At 68.8% G+C, this 17,327-nt stretch carries 16 protein-coding genes, 1 tRNA gene and 1 pseudogene; 9 read left to right on the forward strand and 9 right to left on the reverse strand.

Annotated features, from left to right (window positions below; all coding sequences use genetic code 11):
* Window positions 1-7: 7 nt before the first annotated feature.
* The 3 genes from F9C11_RS09200 to F9C11_RS09210 are packed head-to-tail and all read right to left on the reverse strand — an operon-like array spanning window position 8 to window position 3,111.
* Window positions 8-502: a hypothetical protein gene (locus F9C11_RS09200; RefSeq protein ID WP_409184454.1), complete on the reverse strand. Its 495-nt coding sequence runs from the start codon at window positions 500-502 to the stop codon at window positions 8-10.
* A gap of 57 nt (window positions 503-559) precedes the next feature.
* Window positions 560-1,660, reverse strand: a complete 1,101-nt coding sequence (locus F9C11_RS09205) for a DUF4034 domain-containing protein (protein ID WP_409184455.1) — start codon at window positions 1,658-1,660, stop codon at window positions 560-562.
* Window positions 1,648-3,111: a M48 family metallopeptidase gene (locus F9C11_RS09210; RefSeq protein ID WP_409184456.1), complete on the reverse strand. Its 1,464-nt coding sequence runs from the start codon at window positions 3,109-3,111 to the stop codon at window positions 1,648-1,650. The genes F9C11_RS09205 and F9C11_RS09210 overlap by 13 nt, the downstream gene beginning before the upstream one ends.
* Window positions 3,112-3,287: 176 nt before the next feature.
* Here F9C11_RS09210 and F9C11_RS09215 point away from each other — a divergent pair, with 176 nt between their 5' ends.
* Together F9C11_RS09215 and F9C11_RS09220 are read left to right on the forward strand one after the other, a co-directional pair.
* The gene (locus F9C11_RS09215; RefSeq protein WP_409184457.1) at window positions 3,288-4,478 is read left to right on the forward strand and encodes an RtcB family protein; all 1,191 of its coding nucleotides are present in this window, start codon (window positions 3,288-3,290) and stop codon (window positions 4,476-4,478) included.
* Between the two features lie 55 nt (window positions 4,479-4,533).
* On the forward strand, window positions 4,534-4,911 hold the full coding sequence (locus F9C11_RS09220) for a hypothetical protein (protein ID WP_409184458.1): 378 nt from the start codon (window positions 4,534-4,536) through the stop codon (window positions 4,909-4,911).
* 82 nt (window positions 4,912-4,993) lie between these two features.
* Here F9C11_RS09220 and F9C11_RS09225 read toward each other — a convergent pair.
* A pseudogene (locus tag F9C11_RS09225) lies at window positions 4,994-5,248 on the reverse strand (transposase); the annotation flags it as partial.
* A gap of 205 nt (window positions 5,249-5,453) precedes the next feature.
* Window positions 5,454-6,602, reverse strand: coding sequence for an MFS transporter (locus F9C11_RS09230; protein ID WP_409186855.1), 1,149 nt, complete (start codon window positions 6,600-6,602; stop codon window positions 5,454-5,456).
* A gap of 659 nt (window positions 6,603-7,261) precedes the next feature.
* Between F9C11_RS09230 and F9C11_RS09235 the strand changes: the two genes are divergently transcribed.
* Window positions 7,262-7,783 (forward strand): hypothetical protein, encoded by a 522-nt coding sequence (locus F9C11_RS09235; protein WP_409184459.1) that lies wholly within the window; start codon window positions 7,262-7,264, stop codon window positions 7,781-7,783.
* 112 nt (window positions 7,784-7,895) lie between these two features.
* Here the strand turns inward: F9C11_RS09235 and F9C11_RS09240 are convergent, their stop codons facing one another.
* Entirely contained in the window at window positions 7,896-8,948 is a 1,053-nt protein-coding gene (locus F9C11_RS09240; RefSeq protein ID WP_409184460.1) for an alpha/beta hydrolase, read from the reverse strand.
* A 185-nt stretch (window positions 8,949-9,133) separates the two neighbouring features.
* Between F9C11_RS09240 and F9C11_RS09245 the strand changes: the two genes are divergently transcribed.
* The 5 genes from F9C11_RS09245 (at window position 9,134) to F9C11_RS09265 (ending at window position 12,941) form a co-directional block, all read left to right on the forward strand.
* Window positions 9,134-9,706, forward strand: a complete 573-nt coding sequence (locus F9C11_RS09245; protein ID WP_409184461.1) for an NADPH-dependent FMN reductase — start codon at window positions 9,134-9,136, stop codon at window positions 9,704-9,706.
* 131 nt (window positions 9,707-9,837) lie between these two features.
* Entirely contained in the window at window positions 9,838-10,260 is a 423-nt protein-coding gene (locus tag F9C11_RS09250) for an organic hydroperoxide resistance protein (RefSeq protein ID WP_009084505.1), read from the forward strand.
* A 26-nt stretch (window positions 10,261-10,286) separates the two neighbouring features.
* Window positions 10,287-10,763, forward strand: a complete 477-nt coding sequence (locus tag F9C11_RS09255; protein ID WP_009084503.1) for a Dps family protein — start codon at window positions 10,287-10,289, stop codon at window positions 10,761-10,763.
* A gap of 95 nt (window positions 10,764-10,858) precedes the next feature.
* Entirely contained in the window at window positions 10,859-12,250 is a 1,392-nt protein-coding gene (locus tag F9C11_RS09260; RefSeq protein WP_409184462.1) for a glutamate decarboxylase, read from the forward strand.
* A 64-nt stretch (window positions 12,251-12,314) separates the two neighbouring features.
* Window positions 12,315-12,941, forward strand: coding sequence for a TIGR03085 family metal-binding protein (locus F9C11_RS09265; protein ID WP_409184463.1), 627 nt, complete (start codon window positions 12,315-12,317; stop codon window positions 12,939-12,941).
* A gap of 366 nt (window positions 12,942-13,307) precedes the next feature.
* Here the strand turns inward: F9C11_RS09265 and F9C11_RS09270 are convergent, their stop codons facing one another.
* On the reverse strand, window positions 13,308-15,155 hold the full coding sequence (locus F9C11_RS09270; RefSeq protein ID WP_409184464.1) for a prolyl oligopeptidase family serine peptidase: 1,848 nt from the start codon (window positions 15,153-15,155) through the stop codon (window positions 13,308-13,310).
* 39 nt (window positions 15,156-15,194) lie between these two features.
* On the opposite strand from F9C11_RS09270, the gene F9C11_RS09275 reads away from it, so the two are divergent.
* Window positions 15,195-15,938, forward strand: a complete 744-nt coding sequence (locus tag F9C11_RS09275; RefSeq protein ID WP_409184465.1) for a methyltransferase domain-containing protein — start codon at window positions 15,195-15,197, stop codon at window positions 15,936-15,938.
* Window positions 15,939-16,171: 233 nt separating this feature from the next.
* On the opposite strand, the gene F9C11_RS09280 is transcribed toward F9C11_RS09275, so the two are convergent.
* A tRNA-Pro gene (locus tag F9C11_RS09280) sits at window positions 16,172-16,245 on the reverse strand.
* A 29-nt stretch (window positions 16,246-16,274) separates the two neighbouring features.
* Window positions 16,275-17,255 (reverse strand): metallophosphoesterase, encoded by a 981-nt coding sequence (locus F9C11_RS09285; protein ID WP_409184466.1) that lies wholly within the window; start codon window positions 17,253-17,255, stop codon window positions 16,275-16,277.
* Between the last annotated feature and the right edge of the window lie 72 nt (window positions 17,256-17,327).

Below are 17,327 nucleotides of genomic sequence, written 5' to 3' on the forward strand. Positions count from 1 at the left end.
GCAGTTTTCACTTCTTCTTCTGTCGCGGCTTGATCGGTTTCAGCCCGAACGCGGCCCGGACCTCCGGCTTCTGCAGCGGCCGCAGCGCGGCCTGCATCAGGAAAGCCCACGCGACCAGCCCGACCGGCGCGCCTCCGGACCCGGAACTCGTGGCCAGCGACAGGATCGAGCCGAGCAGCAGGATCGCGGCGAACCCGCACTCCAGCCAGATGAGCGCGAGCACGACCTTGCGCCGCCGCCTGCCCAGCAGCACGGCGCACACCGCCAGTGCGATGATCAGCGCCGAGTCGATCGCCAGGAACGTCACCGGCAAGGCCACGGCGCTCGTGGTACCGCCGAGCCCGAGCAGGAATCCGGTGAACGCCGTGAGAGCCAGGCAGAGCCCGGCCTGGCCGCCGACCGCCAAGCGCATCGACCGGATTCCTCGCCGCACCTCCTGCTCCGCGTTCGCACCGGACGCGGGCATCGGCTGGTCAGGGCTGGACGGGTACACCTCGGACACCACCTCGAGCTCGGGAACCGGGCCAGGAGACCACTGGCTGCTCGGGACCGGTCCCCGCTACCGGGCGAGCCGGCAGGCCTGGTTGCGGTGCGTCCGGAATTCGTGGATGGCTCCGTAGCCGCTGTACGACCACACTCGACCGGACGCGCTCCGGCCGAGGTGGCGGAATTGCTCCACCGCCTCGGGGCCGCGCCGGAGTTCCACGAGCGCGCGGGCCGCGTAGGCCCGGCTGTTCGGTGTGTCCGGCGCGTCCCGGCCTTCGCCGTCGAGCCACGGCAGCAACCGATCGAGAGCGGCTTCGACGCGCTTGTCCCGCCACGCGTTCTTGACGTCCGCGATAGACGCCTCGAACGCCGCGGCAAGTGGCAGAAACGCCAGTTTCGGATGCTTCGCCGCGCCCTCCTCGGCGAATGCCCACATCAGCTCGTTGCTGCCGAACCACTTGCCGCACCAGTACTGCAGGGCGCGCGCGTGCGCGTGGACGTGCAACGGATCGCGCGCCAGCACGCCGTTCCACACCGCGCGGAATTCCTCGTGCCCGTACTGCCGGCCCATCGCGATCATGCACCGGATCGCCCACGGCGTCGGGTCGTCGGGAGCGAGTTCAGCGGCGGTCTGGCTCGCTTCGTCGGCCTCGCCGAGCACGCGCTGGAATCCCGCGAATTGCTCCGCGCTGACGTACTTCGCCCCTCGCGCGCTGCGGATCTGCCAAGCCACATTGATGAGCGCGTCGGCGTGTACCGCAGCGGCGTCCGCGTCGTTGGGCCGGGCCGCGCGCCAGGACTTCAGCGCGGTGTCGTCGTCGGCCGCGACCTCGCCGAGAAGGCTCACGATCGCGCTGCGCCGGTCCCAGTCCGGCCCGATTTCGGCGAGCAGATCAGCGCCCGGCTGCCAGTCCCCGGCGGCATGCGCGATTTTGGCGGCCCGGACCGGCTCCGGCAGCAGCGGCTTCTTGGTGAGCTTGGCGTCCGGCGGCAGGCCGAACCGTTCGACGTCCATCGGCTTGATCGGCGGGATGAGATAGCGGGCCAGCTCCTTGCTGCCGAGCGTGCGCATGTAGTCGGAAGTGCTCAAACCGCGCTTCTTGGCGTCTTTCGCGATGCCCTTCATCATCCGGCGGTAGCGCGGAACGGTGTAGAGCTTGATCAGTCGCAGCAAGGGGTTTCCTCTCCGGAATTGGCCGGGGTGAGCAACGCGCGGAGCGGAGCGGTGTCCCCGTCGATCGCCGCGTCGAGCGCGGGATCTAGTTCGGTGGCATACGGTTCGGCCAGCACCAGCTTCGCTGGTCCAGACCAAGACAGTTCCCAGTGCGCCGCACCGGCTTTGGCGAGCTCCGCGTGCAGCACAATGGACAGTCGACTGTGGACTTGCGGACGGTAAAGCTCGCGCTTCGCCCGCGCCTTGGCCTCCGGTGGCGCGGTGGGATCGGCGATGTCCTCAAGTCGTCCGGCATCGAGCAGGTCAAGCAGATCGTCGAGGCCGCGGCTGCGGAGAATCCTCAGTGCCTCGACCTGATTCAAGTTGCGCATTCCGACGTCGATCAGGCTGGCCCAATCGAGCTTCTTCTTCGAGGACGCTTCTTCCGTGAAGCCAGTCGCCAGTACCGCGTCGAGCAGCGTCATTGCATTACGGAGAAGATCCGTCGCCGGCCGCTCGCCGCCGGGCGGCACGGGGATGGCCGGAGCGGCTTCCAGCAGCGCGATCCGCTCGGAGGTCGGCGGGTGGCTGTCGTACTTCGATTCTGGCTCCGAGGGCGGATTTTCCCGCAGGGAAGCGAACTCCTCCGTGCGTTTCCCGTCGGCGAGCAGCAGCTGGTAGCCCTCGGTCATCCGCTCTGGCAGATAGCCGGCGGCCCAGGCGATCGACGCGTACTCGTTCAGGAAGAGCCACCACGCCGTGTCGAGCACTTCGGCCTCGCGCAACGCGGTGGTCGCGGCCGCGGTGCCCGCGACCCGAGCGGAATCGATGTCAGCGGCGAGTTCCCGTTCCCGGTTCACGCGCATCGAGACCCGGAAGTACATCGCGGCGTACGCGCTGAAGACCGGTCGCAGCAACCAGGCCGACCGGTGGAGTCCATTCAGGACGCGCCCGATCGTCTGCCGTCCGCGGTAGGTCGCGCTGGCGAACCGGGTGTGGCGGTTGCTGAAGTGGCCCAGTTCGTGCCCGAGAATGGCGCGAAGCTGGCTGACTCGCGTCCCGGCGAGAAGCTGCGCGCCGATCAACATCTGGCGCCGCCGCACGCGCAACCCCAGCCAGTGCGTGTCCTCGTACACCGCCGCGTTGGCCTGGGGAATCAGGTAAATCTCATCCGGTGCCCGGGTGCCCACCTCGCTGGCGAGTTCGCGGACGGTCGCCCACAGTTCGGGCTGTTCCTCAGGTGTGACAGGCACGCCCACGTCGTCGTCGCGGGTCCGCTCGAACGTCAGCAGGGCGCTGAACAGCACATACAGCACCGGAACCACGAAGATGCCAAGCCGCCCCGCGGAGAACGGACTGTGCTGGAACGCGGCGATTTCCAGCCAGATCAGCAGTCCGGCGACAACGAGCATCAGCACCGGGAAACCGGCCAGCAGCAAGACAGCGAGCAACGCCCGCGACGAGTTCTTCATCGAAAAACGGAATCCTCCCCAAGACCGGCACCCTGGGCGAACCGGTCGTCCGAGCCCGATATCGAAGCCAGTGCCGTTTTCGTTTCACTCCTGCCGCGGATCCGGAAAACCCGTTGTCGCGAGCGCCTCGGTGCCGGATGCTGACTGGGCAAACACCGGTCTGGGAAAGGAAAGTCATGTACACGGCGGTGGACGGCGAGCGGGTTCCGATCCGGATGTGGGCAGATCCCGCGTCGGTCGAAGACCAAGCGATGCGCCAACTGCGCAACGTCGCCAACCTGCCTTGGGTGCACGGCGTCGCGGTGATGCCCGACGTTCACTACGGCAAGGGCGCGACGGTCGGCAGCGTCATCGCGATGCGCGACGCGGTCTCGCCGGCCGCGGTCGGCGTCGACATCGGCTGCGGGATGAGCGCGGTGCGGACCTCGCTCACCGCGAGCGACCTCCCGGACGACCTCGGCAAGCTGCGCAAGCGGATCGAGGCGGCGGTGCCGGTCGGGTTCGGGCTGCACAAGACGCCGGTCAACACCGCGAAGGTGCACGGTGTCGGTGGGTGGGACACATTCTGGAAGTCGTTCGGTGACCTGCACGAAGGCGTCCAGGGCCTGCATGACCGGGCGGCGCGGCAGATCGGCAGCCTCGGCGGCGGCAACCACTTCATCGAGGTCTGCCTCGAACAGGGCGGAGCCGACGAGGGACGGGTCTGGCTGATGCTGCATTCGGGTTCGCGCAACATCGGCAAGGAACTCGCTGAGCGGCACATGGCGATCGCGCGGAAGCTCCCGCACAACAAGGATCTGCCGGACCCCGACCTGTCGGTGTTCGTCGCGGACACGCCGGAAATGCGGGCGTACCGGCGCGACCTGTTCTGGGCGCAGGACTACGCGGCGCGGAACCGGGCGACGATGATCGCGCTGGTGAAACTCGCGGTCGCGGAAGTCGTTCCGGGAACGAGTTTCGACGACGCGATTTCGTGCCACCACAACTATGTCGCCGAGGAAACCTACGACGGCGTCGACCTGCTCGTCACCCGCAAGGGCGCGATCCGGGCCGGCTCCGGCGACCTCGGGATCATTCCGGGCAGCATGGGAACGGGTTCGTACATCGTGCGCGGACTGGGCAACACCGCGTCGTTCGAATCCGCGTCGCACGGCGCCGGACGGCGGATGTCGCGGACGAAGGCCCGCAAGACCTTCACCGCGGCCGACCTCGCCGCGCAGACCGAGGGCGTGGAATGCCGGAAGGACACCGGGGTCGTGGACGAGATCCCGGCCGCGTACAAGGACATCGAGACGGTGATCCAGGCACAGACCGACCTGGTCGAGGTGGTCGCCCACCTCAAGCAGGTCGTGTGCGTGAAGGGATGAGGCCTCCCGCGGGCGAATCGTTCCGAGAAGCCCGCGGGACCGCTACCCTGAAGCCATGAAGAGCTGGGGGGTGGCGGCCGCCTTGCTGGCGGCCGGAGCGCTGCTGGCCGGATGCGACCAGGTCGATTCGGCGGTCAATCAGACGAATTCCGCGGTCGACAAGGTCTCCACGTGCACCGAAGCGCTGGGGCTGGCCGATCTGAACCCGTTGGTGGACGGCGAAAAGCTCAAGGCCCGCGCGCAGGACAAGGAACGGCGGCTGCGCGAGCTGGCGGCCAACGTCAAGGAAGAGGACGTCAAGAACGCCCTGCTCGGCATGGCCGACTCGTACGTCCAGGTGCAGAAGGAGCACCTCGAGGACGCCGGGGTGATTGCCCGGTGGACCAAGCGGAACCTGGAGAAACTCGACGGGCTGCGCAAAGCCTGCACCTGATCTTCACCCGACTGACGCAAACGTCCGTGAGGGGAACCCCGAGAGGGTGTTGGGGAACCTGGGTGGTTAGTCGTTGGTGTCTTCTGCGGGCTGCTTCGGTTTCGATGCCGTGGGGTTCGATGGGTTCGTCGGCGAGAGTGGCGTCTTCGGAGTTGACGTAGCCGCCGTCGACCCACCTCGGCCGGAGCCGGGGAAAGGCCCGTCGGATCCCGGTCAGGATCCGGTGGATTCCGGGACGGTCCTGCACCGACGCCGCGCCCACGGCCACGGCAAGCAGCAGCCCGAGCGTGTCGACCAGGACATGCCGTTCGCGGCCCCGCACCCGTTTCCCCGCGTCGGTTCGCGGACCCGGCCGCGCAGCACGTCGTGCACCCCCGCCCAGGCCCGGATGAGTCCGGCTTACGCGGACAAACACACACCCGACCGGATGATCACCATCGACACACCGCTACCACAGCCGACACACCGAACCGACCACCAGGTTCCACAACACCCCCTCAGGGTTCCCCTCATGGACCACGCGCCAGCCCAACCGGGGCAGCTCAGCGGCGAGCCCGCACCGCGGCCGCCAGCGAAGGCACTCGCACCGAGCTTCGGCGCAGCGACCACACCAGTCCCAGTGCCGCCAGCGCCAGCCCGCCGAATCCCGCCGCCGCGAAACCCCACGCCGGGCTCGAATGGTCGATCGCGAAGCCGACCACCGGGCTTCCCGCGGCCAGCCCGAGCCGCGTCGACGCGTCCTGCAGGCCCATCGCCTCGCCCCGGACCGCGGGCGGCGCGAGTTCGCTCACCGATTCCGTGGTGGCGGCGAGCGTCGGGGCGCAGAGCAGGTTCGTCGGGATCAGCAGGAGCATCAGCAGCCACCACGGCTTCGTCGCGAGCCCGACCGGGATCACCAGCAGCGCCAGCAGCAGCATCAGCAGTCCCTGCGGCAGCGACTTCCGCACCGCGCCGTGCACGATGCCGCCGAGCATCGACGCCGCGCACATCACCGCGATGACCAGGCCGGTCCAGCCGACGTCGCCGTGCGAGCGCAGCGCGGCCAGCGTCGCGACCTCGGTGCCGACCAGGCAGAACAGCGTTCCGGCGGCGATCAGCAGGGTCGCCAGCAGCCGTCCGGTCAGCCAGGTCCGCAGCGGCGGCCGCGCGGTGCCGGCCGGGGCCAGTTCGTCCTCGTTCCGGATCGGCGGGTTGAGCAGGAAGATCAGCAGCGCGGTGACGCCGAAGATGGCGCCGATGCCGCTCAGCGTCAGCGTCGCCGACAGCGAGGAGATCGCCGCGATCCCGGCCGCCGGGCCGATCATGAACGACGCCTCGACCAGGATCGTGTCCAGCGAATACGCCGCGCGGCGCTGTTCGGCGGGCACGAGCGCGGCCAGGATCTGCCGTGCCAGCGAGCCCGCGGGCACCGACAGCACGCCGGCCGGCAGCGCGCACACCACCAGCGCCGCGTAGGAAAGATGCGGGGCCGCGAACCAGAACGCGGTGGACGACACCCCGCACACCGCGACCACCGGGCGCAGGCCGTACCGGTCGATGGTGCGCCCGATCACCGGCGCGCCGAGTGCCATCCCCAGCGTGACGGCCGCGCCGACGACGCCCGCCGCGCCGTAGCCCCGGCCGAGACCGCTGACGACGTACAGCGTCAGCGTCACGCCGGTCATCGTCATGGGCACGCGTGCGAAGAACATCAGCGCCATCGACGGGCGAACTCCGGGGACGCTCAGGACACGGCGATAAGGCTGAAAAGGCACGTACCCCATGAGAGCAAGAGTTGGTACGAGCGTGCAACTTCTTTTCGTCACACCCGCTGAGCGGCACCCGCGCACCCGGCCGGGTGTCGCGCAGGCGTTCGGCGGCCCCGGAAAAGGCGAGCGCGACCTGGGTGATAACTTCGCCGGCGACGTGGAAAAGAATTTCGCCGCCCCGGTGCGAACAGTTTTTCATATTTCCGCGCCGACCTTGGAGTTCTTCGGTCGGGCCCGGGAAAAGGGGAGCGGACCCGAATGCGGGCGGCGGTGCGTGCGTGGGGGACCCACCACGGTCGGACGAGCGAGATCACGCGTCCCGACGGGGTGACGAAGGTAATCGATCACGAACTACGCCTGTGTGAGTGAGCGATTCCGCCGTTCGGGCAATTCGGCTACGAAGAGTCAGATTCAGCTCGGCGGTCCGTGATCGTCGGGGGACGCGCAAGCCGTCCACGTTAATCAATTGCGGGCCGGTTCCCGATTCTTGGATTCGGCACGTAAGGGTTAGAAAAACTCCCTATCCGGTGATCGGCTGGTGCTGGGCCGACACGGCGGGTATCGATTTACCCGGCAGGTCCCAGAGGCCAGGGAGGTAAAGAATGAAAGGCAAGATCGGGCGGATCGTCGCTGTGGTCGCCGCGGCCAGTCTGCTGGCCGTCGGCACTTCGGGGATGGCCGCCGCGAGCCCGGCGGGAGGCAAGGGCTCCTCGGCCACTCAAGCCGTCGCCGCGCAGGTGCTGCAGATGCGCGACGACCTGACCAAGGTGGCGTACGCCGGCGATGTCGCCAAGACGAGGGCGGACCTCACGCGGCTCAGCCCGGTGCTCGCCGACATCGCGGCGGGCAAGCGCTACCAGGTCCAATCCGAAACCCAGCAGCTCTCGTCGGCGGCGAAGGTCCGCGCGGACGAGTCCAACCGGCTGCTGGCCGACCCGACGGCGACGCCGCGGCAGATCCCGCCGCTGCCGATCCCGCCGCTGCCGGACCTGCCCGGACCGCTGAAGGCGGTGAGCGACCTGGTCAAGGGCCTGCTCGCGGCGGTGACCAGCCTGCTGGGCGGTCTGCTCGGCGGGGTGCCGGTGCCGCCGCTTCCGGTGCCGGTGCCGGTGCCCGGTTCCTGATCGGTCCGGAGGGGAGGGGGAAGGCCCGGAGCCTGGTGCGGTCGGCCGCGCCAGGCTCCGTTCCATGTCCGGGCTCGTGAGCGGCGATCCCGGTTCTCACCGGGATGAACACTCACGAGCGCTTGGCGAGCCCCACCCGCAGCGCGCCGGCCATTTCCGCGATCGCTTCCCGGAACCGCGTCCCGACCCCGGCGAAGTTGAGGAACCCGTGGATCAGGTCGGCCTGCCGGCTGAGCGCCACCGGAACCCCCGCGGCACGGAGTTTTTCCGCGTACGCCTCGCCTTCGTCGCGCAGCGGGTCGAAGCCCGCGGTGACGATGTAGGCGGGCGGGAGTCCACTGTGGTCAGACGCGAGCAGCGGCGACATCCGCGGGTCGGCCTTGTCGACGCCCTCCGGCGCGTAATGGCCCTCGAACCACACCATCGCCTCGTCGGTGAGGAAGAGGTCTTCGCCGAACAGTTCGCGGGACCGGCGGCGCGTGGTGAAGTCGACCGCCGGGTAGATCAGCAGCTGGAACGCCGGGGCCGGGCCGCCGCGCCGGGTCGCCTCCAGTGCGACGACGGCGGACAGGTTGCCGCCCGCGCTGTCGCCGCCGACCGCGATCCGTTCCGGGTCCGCGCCGAGGTCGGCCGCCTTGGCGTACGCGTAGTCGAACGCCGCGAGCGCGTCTTCCACCGGTCCGGGGAACGGGCTTTCCGGCGCGAGCCGGTACTCCACCGACAGCACCCGGACCCCGGCGTGCTTCGCGAGGTAGCGCGCGGCGTTGTCGTGGGTCGCCCGGCTGCCGATGACCCAGCCGCCGCCGTGGAAGAACACCAGGAGCGGCGACGGTTCCGGCAGTCCGGCCGGGGTGTAGAGGGTGGCGTCGAGGGACGCGTCGCCGGAGGGGATGGCGACGTCGCGGGTCGCGACCGGGTTGATCCGCTTGCCGTTGACCAGGTGCTGGCTCGCTTCCAGCAGCGCGCGGGACCGCTCGACCGACCCGTTGACCAGCGAAGCCCCGGAGAGCTTCTGCAGCTTCAGCAGCAACTGGGCGTCGAGGGCGAGCTCCTGGCCGTCCAGCCGCAGCGGCGCGCCGGCGATCAGCCTGCGCACTGGCCGGGGCAGCCAGAACAACAACTGCGCGGCGGCAGCCTGGGCACGGATCTGCGGCGGAATGGCCATCGTTCCTCCTCGAACGCCGGATGAGCCGAGGTTACTTGCCAGTAGGTACGTTGGTCCAGCCGGTGTGTGACCCAGGCCTCCGTCTCAGATCCTGGTCCTCCAGTTAAGTAGAGGGGTTAGCCTCGAAACGAGCCAGCGTGGCACAGCCACTCCGTTGAGGGTGGTGGTGGGGAGGAAGGTCGGACGTGACTTCAGCGAAAACGGTCAAGGTGCTGGGTATCGGCGGCTCGCTGCGAGAGGGCTCGCAATCCGAGCGCGCGCTGCGCATCGCGCTCGCCGCCGCCGAAGAGCGCGGCGTCGTGACCGAGCTGATCCCTGGCCCCGAGCTGGTCCTGCCGTTCTACGACACCGCCATTCCGGAGCGGGACGAACGCGCGCGGAAGCTCATCGAGGGCATCCGCCAGGCCGACGGGCTCATCGTCGTCTCGCCCGGCTACCACGGCGGGCTGTCCGGGCTGGTCAAGAATGCACTGGACTACGTCGAAGACCTCCGCGAGGACACCCGCCCCTACCTCGACGGCCGCGCGGTGGGGCTCGCCGCCGTCGCGTACGGCTGGCAGGCCGCGGTCACCACGCTCGAACAGCTCCGCACGATCACGCACGCGCTGCGCGGCTGGTCCACCCCGTTGGGTGGTTCGATCAACTCCGCCGAGACGAAATTCGACGAGGCGGGCGGCGCTTCCGACGAGAAGAGCGTCCGCACGCTGCGGCTCATCGGGGAGCAGGTCGCGGAGCACGCGTTGCTTCGCGCACACTGAGGTTTCGCCTCCTCGAATCCCGGTTATTCCCGGGGTGATGACTGCCATGCCGGGGCACTGTTCCGCGGATGCGGAGCGTTGAACTCATTGAGACGCTGACTCCGGAGGCGTCCGATGAGGAGGTAACACGCATGGCCGAGCCGATCTACACCGCCGTCGCGACCGCTCGAGGAGAAGGCCGCAACGGCGACGTGACGTCTTCGGACGGCGTGCTGGACGAGTCGCTGGCGATCCCCAAGGAGATGGGCGGTCCCGGCGGCGACAAAACCAACCCGGAGCAGTTGTTCGCCGCGGGGTACTCCGCGTGCTTCCTGAGCGCGCTGCAAGCGGTGGCCCGGCAGGCGAAGGTCGCGCTGCCGGCCGCGACGGTGACCGGTTCGGTCAGCGTCTTCAAGAAGGACGTCGGATTCCAGCTCGGCGTGCGGCTCGACGTTTCGCTGCCCGGTTTGGCGAAGGCCGACGCCGACCAGCTGGTCGAGCAGGCGCACCAGGTCTGCCCGTACTCCAACGCGACCCGCGGCAACATCGAGGTGGAGCTGACCACCACCGTCTGAGCCAAGACCGAGGAGGGACACCCGAGATGACCACTTCCCCCATCAAGAGCCCGCTTTCCGACGCGGACAAGGAAATCACCGGCAACGCGCTGCAGGCGACGCTGGCCGACCTGATCGACCTGTCGCTGATCGCGAAGCAGGCGCACTGGAACGTGGTGGGCCAGAACTTCCGCAGCGCGCACCTGCAGCTGGACGAGCTGGTGTCGACCGCGCGGCAGTACGTCGACGAGGTGGCCGAGCGCGCCGCCGCGATCGGGATTTCGCCCAACGGCAAGGCGAAGACCGTCGTGGCGACTTCCGGCGCGCCGGAGTACCCGGACAACTGGCAGTCCGTCGAATCGACCATCGCCGCGATCGTGGACACCCTCGCGGCCCTGATCGAGCGGCTCCGCAAGCGCATCGACGAGACCGACAAGAGCGACCTCGTGACGCAGGATCTGCTCATAGAGATCACCCGCGCGCTGGAAGAGGCGCACTGGATGTGGCAGGCGCAGCAGGCCTGACCGAGCTCGCCGGAAGAAAAGCCGCCCGCCTTCGCGCGGGCGGCTTTCTTGTCATCCGGTGGTCGCCGGGTGCGCCCGGCAGTAGGTTCGCTGACATGGTGCTGCATCAGGGGAAACAAGATCGGGCAGACCGGAAGACGGGCACGAATCCGTTGTACGCCGGGAGCAATCCGGCGCTCGCCGCGGGCTTCACGATGCCGCGCGATCGGCTGCGGGACGATTCGCTGCCGCCGGACACCGCGCTGCAGCTGGTGCGCGACGAGCTGATGCTCGACGGCAACGCGCGGCTCAACCTCGCCACGTTCGTCACGACGTGGATGGAGCCGCAGGCACGCGAGCTGATGGCCGAATGCGTCGACAAGAACATGATCGACAAGGACGAGTACCCGCAGACCGCGGAACTCGAGCGGCGCTGCGTCAACATCCTCGCCGATCTGTGGCACGCGCCGGACCCCGCGAACATCATGGGCTGTTCGACGACCGGGTCGTCCGAGGCCTGCATGCTGGCCGGAATGGCGTTGAAGCGGCGCTGGGCGAAGCTCGGCCGCACCGGGAAGCCGAACCTGGTGATGGGCATCAACGTCCAGGTGTGCTGGGAAAAATTCTGCGAATACTGGGAAGTCGAACCGCGCCTGGTGCCGATGGAGGGCGACCGGTACCACCTGTCCGCCGAAGAAGCGGTGAAGCTCTGCGACGAGAACACCATCGGCGTCGTCGCGATCCTCGGGTCGACGTTCGACGGCAGCTACGAGCCGGTCGCGGAGGTCGCCGCCGCCCTCGACGCGCTGCAGGAGCGGACCGGCTGGGACATCCCGGTGCACGTCGACGGCGCGTCCGGAGCGATGATCGCCCCGTTCCTCGACGAGGACCTGGAGTGGGATTTCCGGCTGCCGCGCGTCGCGTCGATCAACACTTCCGGGCACAAATACGGCCTGGTGTACCCCGGCGTCGGCTGGGTGGTCTGGCGCGACAAGGCGGCGCTGCCCGAGGAACTGGTGTTCAACGTCAACTACCTCGGCGGCGATATGCCGACCTTCGCGCTGAACTTCTCCCGCCCCGGCTCGGAAGTCGCCGCGCAGTACTACACGTTCGTCCGGCTGGGTCGCGAAGGTTTCCGTGCGGTGCAACAAGCTTCGCGCGATGTCGCGATGTACCTGGCCGAAGAAATCTCGAAGCTGGAGCCGTTCGAACTGCTCACCCGCGGCGACCAGTTGCCGGTGTTCGCCTTCACCACCCGTTCGGACGTCACCGCGTTCGACGTCTTCGACGTTTCCCGCCGCCTCCGCGAACGCGGCTGGCTGGTGCCCGCGTACACGTTCCCGGACAACCGAACGGACCTGGCGGTGCTGCGCGTCGTCGTCCGCAACGGCTTCACCCACGACCTCGCCGACCTGCTGCTCGCCGACCTGAAGCGGATACTGCCGGAACTGAACCGCCAGCCGTCCCCGCAGCACGACCCCGCCACCTCGACCGGCTTCCACCACTAACCGACGAGTACTCCGCCTTCCTCCCCTCCGCCGCCCTCAACGGAGCGCAGTACTGTCTCTGTGCATGGGCCTTGCCAAGGATGAACGCCAAGCGCTGAGCGACCTCTTCGAGCAGCTCGGCCCGGACGCCCCGACGCTGTGCGAGGGCTGGCAGACGCGGGATCTGGCCGCGCATTTGGTCGTGCGGGAGCACCGGCCGGACGCGATGCCCGGAATCGTGGTGCCCGCGCTCGCCGGGCACACGCAGAAGGTGCAGGACGGGGTGGCGGCGCGCCCATGGGACGACCTGGTCGCCCAGGTGCGCCGCGGCCCGTCCCGCTTTTGGCCGACGTCCTTCGGCCCGGTGGACGAGGCGACGAACAGCGCTGAGTTCCTGGTGCACCACGAGGACGTCCGCCGGGCACAACCGGATTGGACCCCGCGCCCGGCAGACCCTTCCCGAGACGGAGCAGCGTGGCGGCTGGCGACGCGGACGGCGAAGCTGAACCTGCGCAAGTCGCCGGTCGGGGTGGTGCTGCGGACTCCGGATGGCCAGTCGGCGTCGGTGAAGTCCGGGGCCCCGGTGGTGACCGTGGTGGGCGCGCCGGTGGAACTGCTGCTGTTCGTGTTCGGCCGGGACGCGGTGCAGGTGTCTTTTGAGGGTGAGGAGGCCGCGGTGGCGCGGTTGAAGGGTGCTAAGCGCGGGCTGTAGACCAGGTCTGCGCGGCGCGGGCATGGCTACTAGCTAAGTCGTCCGCTGATGTCGCTCCATCGGGGTGAGCGGAGGCCCTCAGAGGTCGCGAGCAGAACACGGCCGAACAGTCACCGCGACCTTCTCTGCCCTCGAGGTACTGGATGCGGTCGGACGTCGGCGCAGTTTCGTAGAGTTGCGATGGAGTTGAGCGGCCAGCGTGTTGATTTGCAGCACTTGCGTCAGTTTCACCTGCATCGAACATGCGTCAGTGAGATACACGTCGTCAAGCGCGAGAGAACCGGCGGCACCCGAGCGGCTCAACGGTCCCGCTGTGGTGGTTCCGAAAGGCCGGGCCGTCCAGGAAGACCTGGACGGCCCGAACCCTCAACGCATTCCCAGCGCCCGCAAGGCGAAGTACACCTCGATCGACGTCTGCTTGATCGTCTCCGCGATCACCAGCGAGCCGTGCCCCGCGTCGTAGCGGTAGAACTCGTGGGGCGCGTCGCGTTTGGCGAGGCGCTCCAGGTAGTTCTCGATCTGCCGGATCGGGCAGCGGGGATCGTTGTCGCCGGCCAGGATCAGCACCGGAGCGGCTACCGCGTCCACGTACGTCAGCGGCGAGCACTCGCGATACACCGCGGGCACGTCCTCCGGGGAACCGCCGAACAGGGCGCGGTCGAACGAGCGCAGCTGTTCCATCTCGTCCTCGTACGCGGCCACGTAGTCGGCCACCGGCACGCCCGCGATCCCGGCCGCCCAGCGCGTTGGCTGGGTGCCCAGTGCCAGCAGGGTCAGGTAGCCGCCCCAGGAAGCGCCGTTCACGACGCACTTGTCCTTATCGGACAGTCCACTTTCGACAGCCCAGTCGTGGACCGCCGCGACGTCTTCCAGTTCGGTGAGACCCGGGCGGCCCTCGATGGCGTCCCGCCACGCCGAGCCGTAGCCGGTGGAGCCGCGGTAGTTCACCTCGACCACGGCGAATCCGGCGTCCAGCCAGGTCGCGCGGTAGGCGGAGAACCGGTCCTCGTCGGCCGCGTGCGGGCCGCCGTGCAGCGAGAACACCGTGGGCAGCGGGCCTTCGGGGGCGTTCTCGGGCCGGGAAACCAGTGCGTGGATCCGGCCGCCGACCCCCTCCACGAACGCGTCGGTGACCGGAGCCGAACCCGGCGCGCGCTCGCCCGGCGGCGTAAGCAGCACCGAATCCGTGCCGTCCGTCGTGCGGGCGCGGACCGCGGCGGGTTCCGCGGCGCTGGACCACGAGTACTCGATGGTCCCGTCCGGACGCACGCCCGCGCCGCCGATCCGGCCGGCCGGAGTGTCCACAGCGGACAGTTCGCCGGTGTCGAGGTCGTAGCGGTACAACGAACTGCGGGCCTGGTGGAAGTGCACGACGAGCAAGGCGCGCGCGTCCGGGTACCAGTCCGCGGCGACCTCGCCGGGCAGATCGATCCGCAGTTCGGTTTCGGTGTCCGCCTGCACGTCCCAGATCAGCAGTTCCTCGCGGCCGCGGCGTTCGTGCAGGACCAGCAGGCGCTGGTCGCCCGGCAGCGGCGAGAACTCCAGCGCCTGCAAGCCTTTTCCTTCGCCGTCCCACTTCTCCGCGACGGTGCCGAACCCGTCGGTGGACAGCACGCGCAACGCCGGGTGCCGGGAATCGCCGTGCTCGGAATGGGAAATGGCGAGCAGGCTTTCGTCGCGCGACATGGACGCGATGCCCGCGTCGTCCGCGTGCTGATAAAACCGCGAGGTTTCGCCGTCGATTTTCGCGAACAGTTCGCTGCCGTCGTCGGTCGAAACGCCGGCCGCGATGACCCGATGGCCGATTTCCAGTCCGGCCGGGTATCCGTCGTGGATGTCGGGCAGTGCTTTGCGGGCGGCCGAGCTGTCTCCGTCGAACGGCTGGCTGCGCCAGGACCCGAACTCGTCGCCGTCGGTGTCGTCGAACCACCAGATGGCTGTTCCGTCGGGCGAGAGCGTGGCCTGCAGGGTGCCGTTGGGCCGGTTGGTGACGCGCCGGTGACTGTCGGTGGCCCGGTCCCACGCGTAAACCTCCCAGACGCCGCTGGCGTTGGAGACGTACACGTTGGCGTCAGGCGCGTCGCGGGCCCATTCGGGCACCGAGATGCGCGGCGCGTGGAACCGCGCCAGCCAGCGCTTTTCGGCTTCGGGGTCGTCGAACAGGCGGTCCGGGACCACCGCGGGCGGATTTTGGTTGCCTGACTGCGTGCTCACCCCTCGATCCTGCCACCTCTCACCCGTACTCTGTGCGGGGTGCTGGAGGGTTACGCGCCGGGCTATGCCGAAGACGCGCTGTCAATGATGAACACGCGCACAGCGAGTGACCGCGCCGCGTTCGCCCAACCGCTCTTCACGCCAGGCGCGAAAGTCCTGGATCTAGGCTGCGGCCAAGGCTCCATCACCGCCACCCTGGCCCCGTCCTGCCACGTCATCGGCATAGACATCCACCACGCCCTGCTCCCCATGCCGTCCACAGTGGACTACATCAACGCAACCGCATACGCCCTCCCCCTAAAAACAGCCTCAATAGACGTCGTCTTCTCCCACGCCCTCTTCGAACACCTGACAAACCCCGCGGCAGCTCTGGCGGAAATCCGCAGAGTCCTCCGCCCAGGCGGCCACCTGGCAATCTCCACCTCGGACTGGAGCAGAGCGAAAATCCGCCCAAGAACCGCAAACGTAGACGCCGCCCTGCGCGGCCACTACCTGCTACGCCGCCACCACGGCGGCGACCCTTTCTCGGGCCGCACCATCGCCACAAAACTGGCCGCCGCGGGCTTCACGAACATCACAGAACGCACCCGCTACCGAGAAGACCTCTCGTACCGAGCCCTGGCGCTCTACGTAGAGTCCCGCCTGGCCGCAGCCCTGGCGAACCCCCAAACCAAAGACCAAGACCAACTAACCTCAGCAGCCCGCTCAGCCTGGTCCTGGACAAAGTCCGCAGCAATAGGCGACTTCCACCAATGCTGGCAAGAACTAACCGCAACCCACTAACCGAGCTACCCAACCGCAGCCGATGCACCTTCGGCCTCTAGAACCCACCCACCAACCGCAGCCGATGCACCTTCGGCCCCTAGACCCACCCACCAACCGCAGCCGATGCACCTTCGGGGGTCCAGGGGGCAACGCCCCCTGGCGGGGGCCTGGGGGTCCGACCCCCAGAGGAAACAACGAAGTGAGGGCCCCCCGTCTGCGCTTTTTGCAGACGAAGAGCCCTCACTCACCAGTCGGGGTGGCGGGATTTGAACCCACGACCTCCTCGACCCGAACGAGGCACGCTACCAAGCTGCGCCACACCCCGAGGTACTGCTTAGCGGGTCGGGAGTAAGTCTAGCGGACGGGTTTCGCGGCTTTGCGCGGGGCTGGTTTGCGGGGGTTCGCGGGCCCGGATCCGCGCGGGACCAGCGTTAACAGGCTGGCTTCCGGCGGGCAGGCGAAGCGGGCGGGGGCGTAGGGGGAGGTGCCGAGTCCGGCGGAGACGTGGAGCCACATGCGGGCTCCCCAGCGGGAGGCGCCGCGGGCGCGGCTGCGGTCGAGTTCGCAGTTGGTGATGATGGCGCCGTAGCCGGGGATGCGGAGTTGCCCGCCGTGGGTGTGGCCGGCGAGGACGAGGTCGTAGCCGTCGGTGGCGAAGGTGTCGAGGACGCGTGGTTCGGGGGAGTGGGTGACGCCGAGGCGGACGGCCGCGGTGGTGTCGGCGGGTCCGGCGATGTCGGAGTAGCGGTCGCGGTGGAGGTGGGGGTCGTCGACGCCGGCGGCGAAGACGGCGCGGCCGCCGACGTCGATGGTGCGGCGGACGTGGGTGAGGTCGACCCAGCCGTGTTCGACGAAGGCGGCGCGGAGGTCGCGCCAGGGGAGCTGGGTGCCGTGGATGCGCTTCTTTTTGCCGCGGGGCATGAGGTAGCGCGCGGGGTTTTTGGGTTTCGGCGCGTAGTAGTCGTTGCTGCCGAAGACGAACAGCCCGGGCCGGTCGAGCAGCGGCCCGAGCGCGCGGAGCACGGAGGGGACCGCGGTGCGGTGGGAGAGGTTGTCGCCGGTGTTGACGACGAGGTCGGGGTCGAGCTCGTCGAGCGCGGCGACCCAGCGCTGTTTGGCCTGGTGGCCGGGGAGCATGTGCAGGTCGGAGACGTGCAGGATGGTGAACGGCGGGGTGCCGGGCGCGAGGACGGGCAGTTCAGCGGTCCGCAGGGTGAAGCGGCGGCGTTCGATGCCGACGGCGTAACCGAGGGTGGCGGCCCCGAGGGCGATGGTCCCTGCGGCCAACCGCTTCGCGGGGCTTCCGGACGGACTGGCGTTACCGAGCGTGCTCACGTGTTCGAGGATACGTGTTCGAGCGGGTCGCCCGCTGTGGCCGGTGCCGGATGGCGTAGGGCGGAGGTCTCA

This window comes from Amycolatopsis sp. VS8301801F10 (assembly GCF_046195355.1).
In the GTDB taxonomy this organism is placed as follows: domain Bacteria; phylum Actinomycetota; class Actinomycetes; order Mycobacteriales; family Pseudonocardiaceae; genus Amycolatopsis.